At 66.4% G+C, this 17,779-nt stretch carries 18 protein-coding genes; 4 read left to right on the forward strand and 14 right to left on the reverse strand.

Translation table 11 applies throughout. From position 1 onward, the window contains the following. Positions 1-27: 27 nt before the first annotated feature. From CX676_RS18180 to CX676_RS18235, 12 genes are all read right to left on the reverse strand, one after another. Positions 28-1,065, reverse strand: a complete 1,038-nt coding sequence (locus CX676_RS18180) for a Gfo/Idh/MocA family protein (RefSeq protein ID WP_101753818.1) — start codon at positions 1,063-1,065, stop codon at positions 28-30. Positions 1,066-1,069: 4 nt separating this feature from the next. Next, the gene (gene aroQ, locus CX676_RS18185; RefSeq protein ID WP_101753819.1) at positions 1,070-1,504 is read right to left on the reverse strand and encodes a type II 3-dehydroquinate dehydratase; all 435 of its coding nucleotides are present in this window, start codon (positions 1,502-1,504) and stop codon (positions 1,070-1,072) included. A 242-nt stretch (positions 1,505-1,746) separates the two neighbouring features. Further along, on the reverse strand, positions 1,747-3,255 hold the full coding sequence (locus CX676_RS18190) for a malonate--CoA ligase (RefSeq protein WP_101753820.1): 1,509 nt from the start codon (positions 3,253-3,255) through the stop codon (positions 1,747-1,749). A gap of 31 nt (positions 3,256-3,286) precedes the next feature. Next, on the reverse strand, positions 3,287-4,603 hold the full coding sequence (locus CX676_RS18195; protein ID WP_101753821.1) for a TRAP transporter large permease: 1,317 nt from the start codon (positions 4,601-4,603) through the stop codon (positions 3,287-3,289). A gap of 1 nt (position 4,604) precedes the next feature. Next, the gene (locus CX676_RS18200; protein WP_101753822.1) at positions 4,605-5,114 is read right to left on the reverse strand and encodes a TRAP transporter small permease subunit; all 510 of its coding nucleotides are present in this window, start codon (positions 5,112-5,114) and stop codon (positions 4,605-4,607) included. Positions 5,115-5,171: 57 nt separating this feature from the next. After that, on the reverse strand, positions 5,172-6,158 hold the full coding sequence (locus CX676_RS18205; protein ID WP_101753823.1) for a TRAP transporter substrate-binding protein: 987 nt from the start codon (positions 6,156-6,158) through the stop codon (positions 5,172-5,174). 152 nt (positions 6,159-6,310) lie between these two features. After that, positions 6,311-7,237 (reverse strand): hypothetical protein, encoded by a 927-nt coding sequence (locus tag CX676_RS18210; RefSeq protein ID WP_157935988.1) that lies wholly within the window; start codon positions 7,235-7,237, stop codon positions 6,311-6,313. A gap of 14 nt (positions 7,238-7,251) precedes the next feature. Beyond that, positions 7,252-8,181: an NAD(P)-dependent oxidoreductase gene (locus tag CX676_RS18215; protein ID WP_101753825.1), complete on the reverse strand. Its 930-nt coding sequence runs from the start codon at positions 8,179-8,181 to the stop codon at positions 7,252-7,254. Continuing rightward, a complete protein-coding gene (locus tag CX676_RS18220) occupies positions 8,178-10,298 on the reverse strand; it encodes a xanthine dehydrogenase family protein molybdopterin-binding subunit (RefSeq protein ID WP_101753826.1) in 2,121 nt (706 codons plus the stop codon). Before CX676_RS18220 ends, CX676_RS18215 begins: the two co-directional genes overlap by 4 nt. Continuing rightward, positions 10,295-11,290 (reverse strand): FAD binding domain-containing protein, encoded by a 996-nt coding sequence (locus CX676_RS18225; RefSeq protein ID WP_101753827.1) that lies wholly within the window; start codon positions 11,288-11,290, stop codon positions 10,295-10,297. Before CX676_RS18225 ends, CX676_RS18220 begins: the two co-directional genes overlap by 4 nt. After that, positions 11,287-11,802 (reverse strand): 2Fe-2S iron-sulfur cluster-binding protein, encoded by a 516-nt coding sequence (locus tag CX676_RS18230; protein WP_101753828.1) that lies wholly within the window; start codon positions 11,800-11,802, stop codon positions 11,287-11,289. Before CX676_RS18230 ends, CX676_RS18225 begins: the two co-directional genes overlap by 4 nt. Before the next feature lie 80 nt (positions 11,803-11,882). Further along, on the reverse strand, positions 11,883-12,335 hold the full coding sequence (locus tag CX676_RS18235) for a nucleoside deaminase (protein ID WP_232816521.1): 453 nt from the start codon (positions 12,333-12,335) through the stop codon (positions 11,883-11,885). Positions 12,336-12,490: 155 nt separating this feature from the next. Between CX676_RS18235 and CX676_RS18240 the strand changes: the two genes are divergently transcribed. Then, positions 12,491-14,179, forward strand: coding sequence for a pseudouridine synthase (locus CX676_RS18240; protein WP_101753829.1), 1,689 nt, complete (start codon positions 12,491-12,493; stop codon positions 14,177-14,179). Positions 14,180-14,182: 3 nt separating this feature from the next. On the opposite strand, the gene hemP is transcribed toward CX676_RS18240, so the two are convergent. Together hemP and CX676_RS18250 are read right to left on the reverse strand one after the other, a co-directional pair. Further along, positions 14,183-14,359, reverse strand: coding sequence for a hemin uptake protein HemP (gene hemP, locus CX676_RS18245; protein WP_101753830.1), 177 nt, complete (start codon positions 14,357-14,359; stop codon positions 14,183-14,185). A gap of 123 nt (positions 14,360-14,482) precedes the next feature. Then, positions 14,483-15,406 (reverse strand): zinc ABC transporter substrate-binding protein, encoded by a 924-nt coding sequence (locus tag CX676_RS18250; RefSeq protein WP_101753831.1) that lies wholly within the window; start codon positions 15,404-15,406, stop codon positions 14,483-14,485. A 90-nt stretch (positions 15,407-15,496) separates the two neighbouring features. On the opposite strand from CX676_RS18250, the gene CX676_RS18255 reads away from it, so the two are divergent. From CX676_RS18255 to CX676_RS18265, 3 genes are read left to right on the forward strand one after another with little or no spacing between them, the layout of a single operon-like run. Further along, on the forward strand, positions 15,497-16,009 hold the full coding sequence (locus CX676_RS18255) for a Fur family transcriptional regulator (protein WP_101753832.1): 513 nt from the start codon (positions 15,497-15,499) through the stop codon (positions 16,007-16,009). Continuing rightward, positions 16,006-16,812 carry a metal ABC transporter ATP-binding protein gene (locus CX676_RS18260; protein ID WP_101753833.1) on the forward strand — a complete coding sequence of 269 codons (807 nt, stop codon included), beginning with the start codon at positions 16,006-16,008 and terminating at the stop codon, positions 16,810-16,812. The genes CX676_RS18255 and CX676_RS18260 overlap by 4 nt, the downstream gene beginning before the upstream one ends. Continuing rightward, entirely contained in the window at positions 16,805-17,587 is a 783-nt protein-coding gene (locus tag CX676_RS18265) for a metal ABC transporter permease (RefSeq protein ID WP_101754430.1), read from the forward strand. Before CX676_RS18260 ends, CX676_RS18265 begins: the two co-directional genes overlap by 8 nt. The last annotated feature ends 192 nt before the right edge of the window (positions 17,588-17,779 follow it).

The following is a 17,779-nucleotide window of genomic DNA, read 5'->3' on the forward strand; positions in this document are numbered from 1 at the left end:
GGCGCCGAATGCAACCCGTTCCACGCCTCAAGTCTCGCCGGGAACGACCATCTGGCCACGCGCCGCCGCCTGCCTGACTGCCTCGACCACCTCGAGCGCGGCAAGCCCGTCGCTTGCCGTGACCAGCGGTGGTTCCTCGCCCCGCACCACCCGGCCGAACTGTGCCGCTTGCAGGACAAGTGGATCGGCGAGGTCGAAGGGAAAGCGGGTGGCGCTGATCGCTTCGTGCCAGCCCGGCTGGCGCCAGAGAGTCAGGCTGGGCAGCGCCAGCGAACCTTCCGTGCCGGCGATCCAGTAGCAATCCTGTCCGGTGGCGGGATAGGCCGGGTTCTCGCGTGCGGTCAGCTCCCAGCTCCATGGCGCGGGAACGGTGTCGCTGACGGTGATGGTACCAAGCGCGCCGTTCTGAAACTGCAGCGACACCACGGCCGTATCCTCGACCTCGAAGCCACGGACGGCATTGGTGGTCATCGCTTGAAGCCGCGCCACCGGACCGCAGAAATGCATCATCAGGTCAATGTCGTGGATTAAGTTCAGGTAGACCGGGCCGGCACCCGGCTTGCGCCGCCAGTCGGCCTCGAAATAGGCATCGGGCTTCAGGAACCATGTGCTACCATGGATCGCGGCGATTTGGCCAAGCGCGCCCTCATCGATCAGCGCCTTGGCCCGGACGATCAGCGGGTTGTGGCGGCGGTGATGGCCGGTTGCGACGGCAACACCGGCGGCGTTGGCAGCGGCGACGATGGCGCGCGCCCCGGCCAGATCGCCGGCCAGCGGCTTTTCCACCAGCACCGGCAGACCCGCCGCGATGCAGGTTAGCGCGCCGGGTGCGTGCAGCTGGTTCGGCGTGGCCAGGATCACCCCGTCGATACCGTTGTTATCGATCAGGCTCTCGAGACTGGCGTGAAGCGGCACGGCGAACTCGGCCGCCACGGCCTGCGCCTCGGGCGAGGGATCGACGATCGCGGCAAGGGTCACGCCGGGCGCCATGGCGATGGCCTTGGCGTGCATCCGCCCGATCACCCCGGCACCGACAATGGCGATGCGGCTGACCGGCGGGGCCATCGCCTCAGCCCTGCGTCAGCTGCACGATCCGGCGGGTGGCGGCGGCATAGCCCTCGATCCCCAGCCCGGCGATCACCCCATCGGCGCGCAGCGAGACATAGGAATGGTGCCGGAAAGCCTCGCGCTTGTGGACCTGACTGATATGGACCTCGATGACCGGGCCTTCGAAGGCATGCAGCGCGTCCAGCACCGCGACCGAGGTATGGGTCAGGGCGGCAGGGTTGATGACGATGCCCGCCGCCTTTTCGCGCGCCTCGTGGATCCAGTCGACGATCTGGCCCTCGTGGTTCGATTGCAGCAGGCGGATGTCATAGCCCGTGCCAGCCGTGTCGCGGCACAGTTTCTCGACATCCTCCAGCGTCTCGCGGCCATAAATCTCGGGCTGGCGCTTGCCCAGGAGGTTCAGGTTCGGCCCGTTCAGGACGTAGATGGTTTTCATGTCTGCCCCCGTATCGCGTGGATTGTTTCTAGCGCGCGCCGCGCGGAAAGGGGAAGGCCAAAGGCGCAGCGAAGGGCCGGCGCCTGCCCGTGGGACGGCATCGCAACGGGGCGTCGATGCGGTTTATGGTGCCAAGCCCCTCGCCGCTCTGAACTCGGGACCTGTGGTGGCAAAGCGCCGGCCCGCCGGGACGGGCAGGCGCTGGCCCGGGCCGCTTGCGCGGCGTATCCGGGCCGGGTCTGTCAGCGGGCGAACAGCCCCTCATGTTCCTTCCTGAGTGCCGCCTTCTGCACCTTGCCCATGGTGTTGCGCGGCAGTTCGTCGACGACGATCACGCGCTTGGGCTGCTTGAACTTCGCCAGCCGGTCGGCCAGCGCCGCGATGATGGCTTGCTCCTCGAGCTCGGCACCCTTTTCACGCGCGATCACGGCGACCACCCCCTCGCCGAAATCGGGATGGGGCAGGCCGATCACCGCGCTTTCCAGGACGCCCGGCAGCCGGTCGATCACATCCTCGACCTCGATCGGATAGACGTTGAACCCGCCCGAGATGATCAGGTCCTTGCCGCGCCCGACGATGCTAACATAGCCACCCTCGTCAATCAGCCCCAGATCGCCGGTGATGAACCAGCCATCGGGTCGCAATTCCTCGGCGGTCTTCTCGGGCATCCGCCAATAGCCCTGAAAGACATTCTCGCCGCGCACCTCGATGGTGCCGATCTCGCCCGCTGCCACCTCGGCCCCGCCTTCCATGATGCGCAGCTCGACGCCCGGCAGGGGAAAGCCCACGGTGCCGGCCCGCCGCTCGCCCTCGTAGGGGTTCGAGGTGTTCATGTTCGTCTCGGTCATGCCATAGCGCTCAAGGATGCGCTGGCCGGTGCGGGCCTCGAACGCCCGATGCGTCTCGGCTAGCAGGGGCGCACTGCCGGAGGTGAAGAGGCGCATATGGCCGGCAAGGGCGTGGTCGAAGCCGGGCTGGTCCAGCAACCGGGTATAGAAGGTCGGCACGCCCATCATGCTGGTGGCGCGCGGCATCAGCGACATGACCTGTTTGGCGTCGAACTTCGCCAGCCAGATCATCGCCCCGCCGGCCAGCATCAGGACATTGGTGGCGACGAATAGCCCGTGGGTGTGAAAGATTGGCAGCGCGTGCAGCAGCACGTCATCTGCGGTGAAGCGCCAGTAATCCGTTAGCACCTCGGCATTCGACAGCAGGTTCCGGTGGCTCAGCATCGCGCCTTTCGAGCGTCCGGTGGTGCCCGAGGTGTAAAGGATCGCCGCCAGATCATCCGGGCCGCGTTCGACCGGCTCCTGCACATCGTCCATCTCGGCGGCACCCGCCATCAGGCTGCCGGTGCCGTCGCCCGCCAGCGTCATCAAGACCGCCGGACTGTCGCCCATGAACGCCGCGCGCTGCGCCTCGCGGGACGGATCGCAGACCACCATCGCGGGTTCTGCGTCACCGACGAAATAGGCAACCTCGGCGGCGGTATAGGCCGTGTTCAGCGGCAGGAAAACCGCCCCCGCCCTGAGGCAGCCGAGATAGAGCGCCAGCGCCTCGGGCGATTTCTCGACCTGCACCGCCACCCGGTCGCCGGGTTTCACGCCTTCGGCCACCAGCAGGTTCGCCAGACGCGCCGACAGCCGGTCGATATCCGCATAGCTCAGCGCATTGCCGTCGGGCAGGATCAGGAAGACCCGCTCCGATCCCCGATGCGGACCCATCAGCGCGTCGAAAAGCGTATTGGTCATGGCTGGTCTCCGTTGCTGCGCGCCTGTCATCTCACCTTGCCGGTCCCATCACAAGATCGGGCAGGCCAGTGGCGATCTCGGGAAAGATCGACAGGATGACGATGCCCAGTACCATCATGCCGACGAAGGGCAGCGAGCCCATCAGGATGTCGCGCAGCGAGATGCGGGGCGCGATCGAGTTGATGACATAAAGGTTCAGCCCGACAGGCGGGGTGATGAGGCCGATCTCCATGTTGATCGTCAGGATCACCGCGAACCAGTAGGGGTCGAAGCCATGGGCATCAAGGATCGGCATCAGGATCGGCGCGGTCATCAGGATGATGGCAACGGGCGGCAGGAAGAAGCCGGCAAACAGCAGGAACAGGTTGATGATGCCCATCAGCACCCAGCGGTTCACCTCCAGCCCGGCGATCCAGCCGGCCAGTGTCTGGGTGATGAACAGCGAGGAAAGCGCAAAAGCGAACAGCTCCGCCGCGCCGATGATCAGCATGATCATCACCGCCTCGCGGATGGTGTCGCGGAAGATCGCGGCCATCGGGCGCGGGTTCCACATCTTGTAGATCACCGCGACCAACAGGATGCAGATCAGCGCGCCGGCACCTGCGGCCTCGGAGGGCGTGGCGACACCGCCGTAAAGCACGAACAGGATCGCCGCGACGATCATCAGGAAGGGCAGCACGCGGGGCAGGTTCTCCAGCCGCTCGGCCAGCGAATAGCGCCGGGTCAGATCGCCCAGTCCGATGCCGCGCCGCCAGCAGTCGAACAGCGCCCATGCCATGAAGAGGCCGGTCAGCATCAGCCCCGGCATCAACCCGGCCAGGAACAGCCGCCCGATGCTGGTCTCGGTCGAGATGCCATAGACGATCATGGTGACCGAGGGCGGGATCAGGATGCCAAGCGTTCCCCCCGCCGCGATCGAGCCGGCGGCAAGGCTGTCGGGATAGCCGCGCTTGGTCATCTCGGGGATGCCCATCTTGCCGATGGCGGCGCAGGTGGCCGGGCTGGACCCGGAGAGCGCGGCAAACAGCGCACAGGCGCCGATATTCGACATGACCATGCCCCCCGGCACCCGGTAGAGCCAGCGGTCCAAGGCCTCATAGAGATCCTTGCCGGCGGGACTGGAGGCGATGGCCGCGCCCATCAGGATGAACATGGGGATCGAGACGAGACCGAAATTCGCCAGCCCGACCCAGAAGGTCTCGGCCACGCCATCGAGGGCGAAAAGCCCCTCGGACAGGACCAGCGCGACGATGGCCACGGTGCCGAGGGCGAAGGCGATGGGCGTGCCGACGGCCAGAAGCAGCAGAAGGCCGATGAGGACGAGGAAACCTGCCATTGCCGGGGACATCTCAGACCCCCGCCACGTTGGTGGGCGTGAGATCGGGCCGCAGGGCCAGCACCACGTCGGCCAGAAGCTGTGCCAGCATCAGGATCATGGCGACGGGTAGCGGCCAGAAGGGGATCCACAGCGGCAGCGCCCAGACCGTGTCGGTGGTCCAGCCGCCAGCGAGGGCTTCCAGCAGGAAGTGCATTCCCGACCAGGCCATCGCGCCGACAAAGATCAGCGAGGCGATGGCGGCAATCAGGTTCATCACCCGCCGCCAGCCCGCGCCTGCCGCCTCGACCAGCACATCGACGCCGACATGACCGCGCAGCGCCAGCACATAGGGCGAACCCAAAAGCATCGCCGCAGTTGTGGCGTAGATGACGAATTCCGTCTGCCAGATGGTCGAGCCGTTCAGCACATAGCGGATCACCACCATTTGCGTGACCACCAGCACGGCCGCCACCAGAAGCAGCATCGCCAACCCGCCACACAGCCGGGCCAGCCAGCCCAGCACGCCAAGATAGGTCTTCATCCCTGCCTGTCCCCCGCAGAAAAGCACCGGCGGAGACGCGCGCCCCGCCGGTTCAGGTCATTCGACGGCCAGCGCCTGGTCGATCAGATCCTTGCCGCCCTCGACCTCGTCGGCGAAGTTCTTGTACGAGGTTTCCTGCGCGATCTTCAGCCAGGCGTCGTAATTCTCGGTCGTCATCGATACGACCTCGACGCCAGACTCCTCGAACTGCTTGATCATCGCCTCGTCCAGCCCCGGTGCCTGCTCTGCAAACCAGTCCTCGGCCTTCTGCCCGGCATCCATCAGCGCCTGCTGCTGCTCCGGGGTCAACCGGTCATAGACGGTCTTGGACATCAGGATCGGCTCGTACATGAACCACAGCGCATTCTCGCCCGGGGCGGTCAGGCATTTGGCCTGTTCGAACAGGCGATAGCTGACCATCGAGCCGGACGAGGTATTGGCCGCGTCCAGCACCCCGGTCTGCATGCCCGTGTAGATCTCGGACGAGGGCATCGACGAGATCGAGGCACCGGCGCCAACAAGCATCTGCTCGAAAGCAGGGCCGGCGGCGCGGGTCACTTGCCCGGCAATGCTCTCGGGGGTCTCGATGCAGTTCTTCTTGCTGACGAATCCACCGGCCAGCCAGGCATCCGACAGAACGATGACGTTGTTCTCCTCGATGATCTTGTGGATCGATTCCATGAAGGGCGAGGCGTTCAGCCGTGTCGCGCGCTCATGGTTGCGCACCAGCCCCGGCATCAGCGTCACGCTGAACTGCGGCACCCGACCAGAGGCGTAATCGAGCGGGAAAGAGCTGATGTCGAGTTGGCCCCGGGTCAGCGCGCTCCACTGATCGCGGGCCTTGTAGAGCGATTCACCGGGATAGACGCGGATATCGATCCCGACATCGGCGGCGGCGACCTCGCTGGCGATCATCTGCACCATCTCGTCGCGGGCATCGCCCTTGCCACCCGGAAACTGGTGGCTGGCCTTCAGCGTCTGCGCATGGGCTGCGACAGGCGCAGCCAGCATCATGGCCAGAGTGGCCACGGTCATGTTGTTCATGTTGTCCTCCCTTTGCCGGTCCGCGGCGGCGACACGCGCTCCTCCGCGCGACCGTCCGGCCCAAAGACCGATTGGTGCAGTCTGGCGAAGAAGGGGGCGTGAGGCAACCCTGCAGAGACTGCAAGGCGCCCGGCCGGAATCAGTAATCGGAATCAGTAATCCAACTTGCCGCTGCCGTCGGTCTTGGCCCTGGGATCGGAGGTCACCACCCTCCAGACCAGATCCTGCATCCAGGCGGCCTGTTCGGCGCTTGGTCCGCCATTGTTGGGCACGCCATGCGGCAGTCCATGCGGATCGCGGTTATAGATCACCGCGAAATGCGCCAGAGCGATCATGTAGCAGCCAAGCAGGTTGATGTGGATGTTGTCGTGGAACAGCTGCTTCATCTCGGTCAGGCCCGGCGCCGTTCCGGCGGCAATCTCGTCATAGGCGGCAGCCATGATTCCGGTTCCAGGAATCAGCTTCATCTCCGGCGAACCTTGTGGGCGATTCTGGTTCACATGGTCGAGGATCTGTTGCCAGCCCGCGGCCTCGCGGTCCAGCCGTTCTCGGAAAGGGATCTCGGCATCGGGATCGTTGTGAGGGTTTTCGTTGCCCGAACCGCTGGTGACCTCAATCCAGGTCGCATAGAGAATGCTGGCTGCGCCCTTGCCATCGCGGCCATGTTTCCATGCATGGTCAAAGAATTTCAGCGCATAGCCTGAAGAATCATGCCATTGCGCCGTGTTCGAAAGCGGCACCCGCTCTGTGTTCACCATGAGGTCGAAACCGGCCATGACTTCGGGCTTCATAATGTCCGGATCGGCAGGATGATCCCAACGCCATTGCATCGGGCTGCCGGGAATGGTCGACTTCACCAGTTCGGTTCCTCGGCCTCCGGCAGCGTTGATCATGTCGCGCAGGGGTTCGATGACACCATCGGTCAGGCTGTGGCCGGATTCGACGATGCGCAGGATCGGCAGCGGTTGCTGCGCACGCGCCAGACCGGTGGAAGCAGCCAGTCCAGCGGCCATCGCTGTCGCAGAGAATTGTCGCCGGGTCATGCCCATGCCCGGACCGTCCTTGTGTGCCCTACCCATCATCTTTCCCCTCGTCACCACCGCTCACCGCAAGAAGGGTAACCCGGTGCCCGAGTCTCGGCAATAGCTTGAAAACGCTGAATAACCGAAACCTGCGGGTGATCAGCGACTCCGGTCGAGGAATGCCGCAACTGGCCGATGTGCTCCGCCTCGCCCTGCCGGTCCTCGGCGATCCTCTGGTAAAGCCCGGCAAGTCCCTGCCAGACCTGCGATTCCGGCCGGTCAGGGCCAAGGAAATCGGCGATCTGTTCCATCTCGTTCACCCAGCGATAGGCCTTGGGGAACATGTCGGGCAACGCACCTTCGCCGCGCTTCAGAAGCTCCGGCTGGCTGCGGGACAATTCGGCGTGAAGGGCTGCGCCGATCCCGGCGCGCTCGGCGGCCATGAACATCGCGGCCATCAACCCGGTCAGGCCCTTGGTCATCGCGCCATAGCACATCTTCAGGGCCGAGGCTTCGCCGATGCCGCCGGACATCACCTGAACAGGTAGCCCGTATCGCGACAGGATCGTGGCGGCGTCATCCGCTGTGCCCGAGAGATAGATCAGCGGCGGGTTTGCGCCGTCAGGCCCCGGCGGCATTCCAATGATGCCGCCATCGACGATCCGCGCCCCCGCGCCTTCGACCAGATCCGCCAGCTCTGCCATGCGCGCAGGGGCGATGGCGTTCAGATCGGCATAGATCGGGCGATGCCCGGTCGGCAGCGCCGCCATCAGCGTTTCGGCGGTGTCGCGCGCAGTCGCGGGCGGGACGACCGAGAGGATCAGGTCCGCCGCCGCCATTTCGGCCTGGGTCGCGTCGGTCATGCCGGCCTCGGCGGCGCGCTGGCGGGTGGCGGCGCTGCGGCCTTCCGTCCGGGTCAGCACGGTGGCGCCATGTGCGGTCAAGATGCGGGCCAGTCCTGCGCCCATGGCGCCGGCGGCGGGCATGGCGATGAGGGTCATGGGGACAGCCCCCCGGACATCAGCAGCTTGTCGGGGGTGAAGGGCATGTCGCGTAGCCGGATGCCAGTGGCGTTGAAGATTGCGTTGCCGATGGCAGCCGGCACGCCCACGATGCCGATCTCGCCGATGCCCTTGGCGCCGGTCGGGCCGAACCAGGGGTCGAACTCGTCGATCCAGATCGCGTCCAACTTGCCGATATCGGCATGAGAGGCGATGTGATATCCGGCGAAATCGGCATTCACCACATGGCCAAAGCGCGGATCGAGCACGCTTTCCTCGAAGAGGGCCGCAGAGATGCCCATGGTCATACCGCCGATCATCTGCGAGCGCGCGGTGATCGGGTTGATGATCTGGCCCGCGGCATAAGCGCCCAGCATCCGCGGCACCCGCACCTCTCCGGTCACCATGTTCACCCGGGCCTCGGCGAAATGCGCGCCATAGGCGTGCATCGAGTAGTTCTTGTAGCCCTTGGGCGGACCGCCCCCGGCCACGACCTGTGCGCCTTCGGACGGGGTGTCGCCATGTTTGGTGCGGAACCTCTCGGCCGCCCGGATGATCGCCCCGCCCCAGCTGTAGGTGCCGGCGCTGCCGCCTGCGACCATGGCAAGGCTGAGGCCCGAACGTCCGATCTCCAGCGCGATCTGGTCGATCGGCACCGCCAGCGCATCGGCGGCGATCTGCGGCAGGATGGTCCAGGCGCCGGTGCCGATATCGCTTGCGCCCAACTGCACCTGATAGCGCCCGCCCTTGAAACGGATGCGGCAGCGGGTGGGCAGCATGTAGACATGTGGAAACACCGCCGCCGCCATGCCAAGCCCGATCAGCCATTCGCCCTCGCGCCGCTGGCCCGGAATGGCATTGCGCGCCGACCAGCCAAAGGCCGCCGCACCCTCGTGGTAGCAGGCGGTCAGGTTGCGTGTGCTGAAGGGTTTGCCGCTTTGCGGATCGGTCTCGGGCTCGTTCCTCAGGCGCAGCTCGATCGGGTCCAGCCCGCAGGCATGGGCCAGCTCGTCCATGGCGGTTTCCAGCGCGAACATGCCGGTAAACTCGCCCGGCCCGCGCATGAAGGTTGCCGGCGCGATGTCCAGCGCCTGGCTGCGGTAGAGCGTGCGGCAGGCCGGTGCGGCATAGAAGGATTTCGAACTGCCGGCCGAGGCGTCGATATAGGTCTTCAGCCGGGCGGTGGGGGCCGTTACCTCATGCTTGATCCCCAGAAGCCGGCCATCCTCGTCAGCGGTCAGTCGGATGTGGTTCGCGCTTTCGGGCCGGTGGCCGGTTGTCGCGAACATCTGCCGCCGGGTCATGGCATATTTCACCGGCCGCCCGCGCAGCATCTTGGCGGCAAGGATGGTCAGAACCACATGCGGCAAAGGCAGGCCCTTGCCGCCGAAGCCGCCGCCGGTATAGGGCGCGATGATCCGCAACTGGTTCGGCAGGATGCCGAAAAGCGGCGGCAGATAGGCCTGCGAGGGCAGGACGCCCTGATTGGCGTCCCAGATGGTCAGCCGGCATTTGCGCGGATCAAGGCTGCGATCCTCGCGCCATTGCGCGATCAGCGCATGGGGCTCCAGCGGGTTATGGTGGTGGATCGGATGGGCATAGTGCTGATCCACGCGATGCACTGCCGCCGCCTCTGCCGCGCCCAGATCGCCGCGCGTCATTTCGCCGGGGCTGCCGCCGACCTTGCGGGGGACGGTGGAACCCGTGCCGTCCGGGTGGAACGTGGCCTCGAAAGGCGCGGGGGTGATCGTGATCCGCACCAGATCGGCCGCCTGCCGTGCGGTCGTGGCATCTGCAGCCACGACGGCACCGATGAACTGGCCATGATGGGCGATCTCCGGTGATTGCAGGATCTTCAGCGAGGCATCATTACCAAGCCAAAGCCGCGGCGCGTTCAGATGGGTCATCACCAGCAGGACGCCGGGAAGCGCCTCGGCCTCGCTGCTGTCGATCTCGGCGATCTCGCCCCGCGCGACCGGGGCGGTCAGAGGCCAGAGATAGGCCGGGTTCACCGCCGGATGCTCATAGGCGTAAGGCGCCGTGCCGCTGACCTTCAGCGGGCCTTCGACCCGCCGACGCGGCGCGCCGACGGATCGCGGATCATTGGGGCGGTTCATGGCCGGCCTCCTACGCTAAGACCGGCCAGACCGGCCAGCATCGCCACCGCCGCGTTCCGCAGCATCGGCAACTTGTAGGCATTGGCGTCGGTGACGCGGGCCGGGGCCAGTTCCTTCTCGATGGCGGCAAGGAAGTTTTCGCGTCTGGCCGGCTGTCCGCGTAGCGCCGCCTCGGCCAGCGTCGCCCGGTGCGGCCTGTGCGACACACCGCCAAGCGCCAGCCGGATATCCTGCACCACGCCGTCCCGCAGCTCCAGCGCCGCCGCGACCGAGACCAGCGCAAAGGCATAGGAGGCGCGTTCGCGGATCTTGCGATAGTGCGAGCGGGCGGCGAAGGGCAGGGCGGGCAGTTCGACGGCAAGGATCAATTCGTCCTCGGCCAGATTGCTGTCACGCTCGGGCGTGTCGCCCGCCAGCCGGTGGAAGTCGGCGAAGGGGATCCGCCGCTCTCCCGCATGACCCTGCACCACCACCACCGCCTCCAGCGCCGCCAGCGGCACGCAGAGGTCGGAGGGATGGGCGGCGATGCAGTCGCCCTCGGTGTCGAAGATCGCATTGTAGCGCCCAAACCCCTCGCGCGCCGGGCAGCCGCTGCCGGGGTCGCGCTTGTTGCAGGGCGTGGTCAGATCCTGAAAATAGACGCAGCGCACCCGCTGCATCAGGTTGCCGCCGGTCGAGGCCATGTTGCGCAACTGCCCGGATGCCCCGGCCAGCAGCGCCTGCGCGACGAAGGGATAGCGCGCCCGGATCAGCGGATGGGCGGCCAGATCGCTGTTGCGGACCATGGCGCCGATCCGTAGGCCCCCCGCGCCGGTCTCCTCGATCCGGTCCAGCGGCAGGCGGTTGATGTCGACAAGCCGCGTTGGCCGGGCGATCCCCAGTTTCATCAGATCGAGCAGATTGGTGCCGCCGGCAAGGAAACGCCCGCCCGGGGTCAGCTGGTCAAGGGCATCGGTCGGGTCTTGCGCGCGGGTGTAATCGAAGGGGGTCATGATCTATCCGCCCCTGCAACTTCGCGGATGGCGGTGAGGATATTGGCATAGGCGCCGCAGCGGCAGAGATTGCCTGACATGCGCTCGCGGATCTCGGCATCGCTCAGGCTGACCGGGGCGCTCAGATCGGCAGTGACATGGCTGGGCATCCCCTCGCGCGCCTCGGCCAGCATGCCGACGGCGGAACAGATCTGCCCCGGCGTGCAATAGCCGCATTGCAGCCCGTCATGATCGATGAAGGCCTGCTGCATCGGGTGCAGATCGCCCGGCAGGCCGAGGCCCGCCGCCGTGGTGATTGTGGCGCCGTCATGGGAAACGGCGAGACACAGGCAGGACAGCACCCGGCGGCCATCGATCAGAACCGTGCAGGCCCCGCATTGCCCGTGATCGCAGCCTTTCTTGGCCGAGAAATTGCCCAGATGATCGCGCAAGGCGTCGAGGATGGTGACGCGCGGGTCCAGCGACAGCGTGACGGGCTTTCCGTCGACGGTCAGGCTGACGGGTATTGGCATCGGAAGCTCCTCCTCGGCCTTGCCTGCCTTGCAGATTAGGCGGGCAGGGCGCGAAGTAAAGCCGCCCGCCCCAGCCTGACCTAGCGTCGCTTGGCGAAGAAGTCCTGCAACAGCGCCCGCGACTCGCCCGCGTTGATGCCGTCATAGACCTGCGGGCGGTGGTGGCATTGCGGATGGTCAAAGACCCGCGCGCCATGGGCCACGCCGCCCATACGCGGGTCGTCGGCGCCGTAATACAAGAGTTCGATCCGCGCGGCCGAGATGGCGGCAGCGCACATCGGGCAGGGCTCCAGCGTCACCCAGAGCGCATGGCCGGGCAGGCGCTGCGAGCCGGCGGCGCGGCAGGCGGCGCGGATCACCTGGATCTCGGCATGGGCGGTGGGGTCCAACAGTTCGCGCGTGCGGTTGCCATCTGCGGCGATGACCCGGCCCGAGGGATCGATCAGCACCGCGCCGACCGGCACCTCGCCGCGCAGGGCGGCGGCGCGGGCCTCGGCCAGGGCCTGATCCATATGCGAGGTAAAGCGCTGCATGGGATTGTTCTGGCCCGTGTGGGGCGGCGCCGCAAGATGCCCGTGACGTGACGCCCGCCCCCTGCGGCGCGCAATCCGCTTCCCTTTCGCCATCCACAGGCGTATGACCGCCAGCTTAACCAAAACCACCGCAGTGATGCGCAGGAGAGATCGCCATGACCGACGACCAAACCCCCGATTCCAACACCGACAAGCCCGCCGATGTCGACCGCATCGCCAAGGTCATCGCCCGCGCCGGCGTGGCCAGCCGCCGCGATGCCGAGAGGATCATCCTCGAGGGCCGGGTGACGGTGAACGGCGAGAAGATCACCTCGCCCGCGCTGGACGTGCGCCCCACCGACCGCATCACCGTCGATGGCAAGCCGCTGGACGCGCCGCAGGAAACGCGGCTCTGGATGTATTACAAGCCGGTCGGGCTGGTCACGTCGGAAGCCGACGAGAAGGGCCGGCAGACGATCTTCGACGCGCTGCCGCGCGACCTGCCCCGGGTGATGACCGTCGGACGGCTGGACCTGAATTCGGAAGGGCTGTTGCTTCTGACCAATGATGGCGAGCTGAAGCGGCGGCTGGAACTGCCGGCGACCGGCTGGCTGCGCCGCTACCGGGTGCGGGTGAACGGCACGCCGACTGACCTGACCTTTGACCCGCTGCGCCGGGGCGTCACCATCGATGGCGAGGATTTCCAGCCGATGGAGGTGCGTCTCGACAGCCAGCAGGGCGCGAATGCCTGGCTGACCGTCGGCATCCGCGAGGGTCGCAACCGCGAGATCCGTCGCGCCATGACGCATATCGGCCTGCAGGTGAACCGGCTGATCCGCATCGGCTATGGCCCGTTCAAGCTGACCGGCATGGAAGAGAACGAGGTCCGCGAGGTGAAGCGCAAGGTGCTGCGCGACCAGCTGGGCGGGCTTCTGACCGGCGAGACCGAGGACGAGAAGCCGCGCGATTTCCGTGCCCGTGGAGCCGAGTCCGGCCCGCGCCGGTCCGCTGCGGATGGAGAGCGCAAGCCGCGTTTCGGCAAGCCCGATGGCGAGCGCAAACCCTTTGGCCGCAACGACGACCGGGGCGAGCGCCGCGACGGCGGCAAGCCGTTCGCCCGGCGTGAGGACGGTGACCGCAAGCCCTGGGCCAAGCGTGAGGATGGTGATCGGAAACCGTTTGCGCGGCGTGAGGACGGTGACCGCAAGCCCTGGGCCAAGCGTGAGGATGGTGATCGGAAACCGTTTGCGCGGCGTGAGGACGGTGACCGGAAACCGTTTGCGCGGCGTGAAGACGGCGACCGGAAGCCTTGGACCAAACGTGAAGAGGGTGATCGCAAGCCGTTTGCCCGGCGTGAAGATGGTGACCGCAAGCCGTTTGCCCGGCGTGAAGATGGTGACCGCAAGCCTTGGGCCAAGCGTGAGGATGGCGACCGCAAGCCGTATGCCAAGCGTGAAGACGGCGACCGCAAGCCTTGGGCCAAGCGCGAGGACGGTGATCGCAAACCGTTCGCCCGGCGCGAGGATGGCGACAAGAAACCCTGGGTGAAGCGTGACCGCAGCGATGAGGGCTTCAAGCCCCGTGGCGAGGGTGGCTTCAAACCGCGTGGCGAAGGTGGGTTCAAGCCTCGCGGTGAAGGCGGTTTCAAACCGCGTGGAGAGGGAGACTTCAAACCGCGCGGCGAGGGTGGTTTCAAGCCGCGTGGCGAGGGTTTCAACTCCGGTGGCCCGCGCAAGGGCGGCTTCTCGGGCGGTCCGGCCGGCGGGAAAGGCCGACCGGCTGCGGGCAAGGGGCCGCGTCCCGGTGGTGGAAAACCCGGCGGCGGCCGTCCCGGTGGTGGCAAGCCGCGCGCACCGCGCGGCTGAGCCTTACTTCGTCAGGATCAGTTTGCCCGCCCGGGTGATCCGCAGCTGATAGACCTGATCCTTCAACACGATCAGCGCCTGATTGCCGCCGGCAGTCAGCAGCTCGGCATCATGCGCGGGCAGACGGCTCAGCACGGAGACGCCGGGGCGGGAAAACTCGGCAGGGCGGGTCGCGGTCATGGTTCTGTCCTTCGTGAGTGAGGGCGTGACATTAGGCCTGAACGCAACCTGACAAGAATAGTCGGATATGTCAAAGGAAAAGAGTCGGGTATTATTTCTCCGGCCTTTCCGCGCCTGTCGGGTTCACTCCGGCTGGCCGAGACAGGCCGAGATCGTCTCGCCCATTCCGGTCAGGATCGCCGGGTAAAGCGAAGGCCCCATCGGCTGCCCGCTGCCCGTCGGGTCCAGTGCCTCGCCTGCGCGAATCGGCGTGCCGGCAATCAGGGACTCGATCAGGGACGGGTCATGCCCGGCCTCGGGAAAGGCACAGGTGACCTTTTCCGCCGTGATGGTGTCCCGAATCGCCGACAGTCGCGCGGCCGAGGGCGTGCTGGCATCGCCAAGCGCGACGGGGATCGCCGGGGCAAGGCCGAAGGCCTCGGTGAAATAGCCATAGGCGTCGTGGAAGGCGACGAAACGATCCTGCGCGACGGGGGCAAGCTGCGCGGTTACGGCCGCTGCCGCGTCGTCGATCTTCGCGACGCCCGCCTCGGCATTCGCCGTATAGGTTGTGGCGTTCTCGGGATCTGCCTCGGACAGCGCGCCGGCGATGGCCGTCAGCCAGATTTTCCCGTTCTGCGGGTCAAGCCAGGCATGGGGATCGGTCGGGCCGTGCGCGTGGTCGTGGCCGTCCTCATGCGCATGGTCGTGATCGTCTTCATCTGAAAACGCGCGCAGGCTTGTCTCGGGCAGGTCCAGCAGCCTCAACGAGACGCCGCTGTTGAGCGAATCGGCGGATCGCGCCAGCCAGGGCGTTAGGTCGGGTCCGATCCAGACCAGCAGGCCGGCCTCCTGCAGCGCGGCGGCATCCGAGGGACGGATCTGGTGGTGATGCTCGTTCCCGCCCGCCGGCAGCAGCACCCGCACCTCGCCCAGATCGCCCAGAACCTGCTGCACCAGCGAGCCGGTGGCCGGGATATCCGCGATCACCGAGGGCGCGTCGGCAGTCGCGGAGGCGGCGCCGAGGGCAATGAGAAGCGGGGCAGAGGCGAAGGGCAGAAAGCGCATTGCAGGGTCCGTAAGCAGGAAAGGGTTGTACGACCCCTCCCTTTGAATGTAATAACATTACAAGTCAATCGAAATGTTATAAGATAACTCATGTCTGTCGAAAATCACGCCGCTGATGACGCGGCCACCGCCTTTGCCTCGCATGACCACAGCACCTGCCGCACGCAGGCGCTGCAGGCGGCCGATGATCTGGCTGCCGAACAGGGCGTGCGCCTGACCCCGGTGCGCCGCCGCACGCTGGAGATCCTGCTGGAAACCCACCGCGCGCTTGGCGCCTATGAGGTGCTGGAACGGCTGGGGGCCGAAGGCTTTGGCAGCCAGCCGCCGGTGGCTTACCGGGCGCTGGATTTCCTTGTTCAGCATGGGCTGGCGCATCGGGTGCAGCGGTTGAATGCCTTCGCCGCCTGTCTCAGCCCCGGCCATGACCACGCCCCGGCTTTCCTGATCTGCCGCGCCTGCAACAAGGTTGCCGAAGCCGATGCGCCCGAGATTCGAAGCGCGCTGCGTGCTGCAGCGGGCGGCGTCGGCTTCTCGGTCGAACGGATGACCGTTGAAGCGCTTGGCCTTTGCGACGCCTGCGCCGCGGTGGAGCAGGGCGAATGACCCCGCTGATTCGCGCCGATGGCCTGACCATCCACCGCACCGGCACCACCGAGCCGGTGCTGAGCGGCGTCGACCTGGCGATCGCGCCGGGCGAGATCGTGACCGTGGTGGGGCCGAACGGCTCGGGCAAATCGTCGCTGGTCCGGGCGCTTCTGGGCCATGTGGCGCTGGCCTCTGGTCAGGTGACGCGGCAGGCAGGGCTGCGCATCGGCTATGTGCCGCAGCGGGTGCATATCGACACGGCCATGCCGATGACCGTGCGGCGCTTCCTGTCGCTGCCGCAGCGGGTCAGCGATTCGGCGTCGGCAGCGATGCTGCGCCGGGTTGGCGTCGAAGGGGTCGAGCGCCAGCAGATCACGCAGCTCTCGGGCGGCCAATTCCAGCGTGTCCTGCTGGCCCGGGCGCTTTTGTCGCAGCCACAGCTGCTGGTTCTGGACGAGCCGACGCAGGGGCTGGATCAGCCGGGAATCGTCGGTTTCTACAAGCTGATCGAGGAGATCCGGGCCGAGACCGGCGCGGCGATCCTGCTGGTCAGCCATGATCTTCTGGTGGTGATGCGGGCCTCGGACCGGGTTCTCTGTCTCAATGGCCATATCTGCTGCGAGGGCACACCCCAGCAGGTCAGTGGTGCGCCGGAATACCGTGCCCTGTTCGGTGCTGGGTCCGAGGGCACGCTGGCCCTCTATCAGCACCATCACGACCATGACCACGATCACCCGCATGGCCATGATCATCATGCACACGGCGATAAGGGACATGACCATCACGGGCATGACCACGCGAAAGACCACCATCATGCTTGACGATTTCCTTGTCCGCGCGGCGCTTGCGGGCTTTGGGCTGGCGCTCGCCGCCGGGCCGCTCGGTTGCTTCGTGGTCTGGCGGCGCATGGCCTATTTCGGTGATTCGACGGCCCATGCGGCGATTCTGGGCGTCGCGCTGAGCTTTGCCTTCGGCGTTTCGATCTATGCCGGCACGCTGGCCGTGGCGCTGGCGATGGCGCTGCTGGTGTCGACGCTGGTGGGGCGTGGCCATGCGATGGACACGCTTCTGGGCGTTGCCGCGCACTCCGCGCTGGCCTTGGGCCTGGTTGCGGCCAGTTTCGTGCCCGACCTGCGGGTCGATCTGACGGCTTTCCTCTTCGGCGACATCCTCGCGGTCGGTCGGACCGACCTGGTCTGGATCTGGGGCGGGGCGCTGGTGGTGCTGGGCTTGCTCGTCTGGCGCTGGCAGCGGCTGGTCAGTGCCACGGTGAACGAGGAACTGGCGATGGCTGCCGGCATCGACACCCGCCTGGAGCGGTTGATTCTCGCTGTGGCACTAGCCCTAGTGGTCGCCGTGGCCATTCGCATCGTCGGGGCGCTGCTGATTTCCGCCATGCTGATCGTGCCCGCCGCCGCTGCGCGGGTCTGGTCGCGGACGCCCGAGCACATGGCGGTCATTGCGACCGGGCTTGCGACGCTTTCGGTCGCCGCAGGGTTGTGGTCCAGCCTGCGTCTGGATTCCCCCGCCGGACCCTCGATCGTGGTCGCGGCGGCCGCCTTTTTCGCCTTCGGCGCGATCCTCCGCCGCGGCTAGTGCAAGAATGCAACGGTCCGAAATCGTGGCAAAATCGGCGGAACCAGTGTAGTCTGGATGGTGTTGGCGAATATGCAACAGTGGGCGCAAACCCGCCGGGAATCTGAAATGACCCGGCTTTTCAAAGACCCGGGTTTATGCAACTGTCGCAGCGATGTTGCCGGTGACGGCATCTGTCAAATGAAACGGAGC

This window comes from Paracoccus zhejiangensis (genome assembly GCF_002847445.1).
GTDB classification, from domain to species: Bacteria; Pseudomonadota; Alphaproteobacteria; order Rhodobacterales; family Rhodobacteraceae; genus Paracoccus; species Paracoccus zhejiangensis.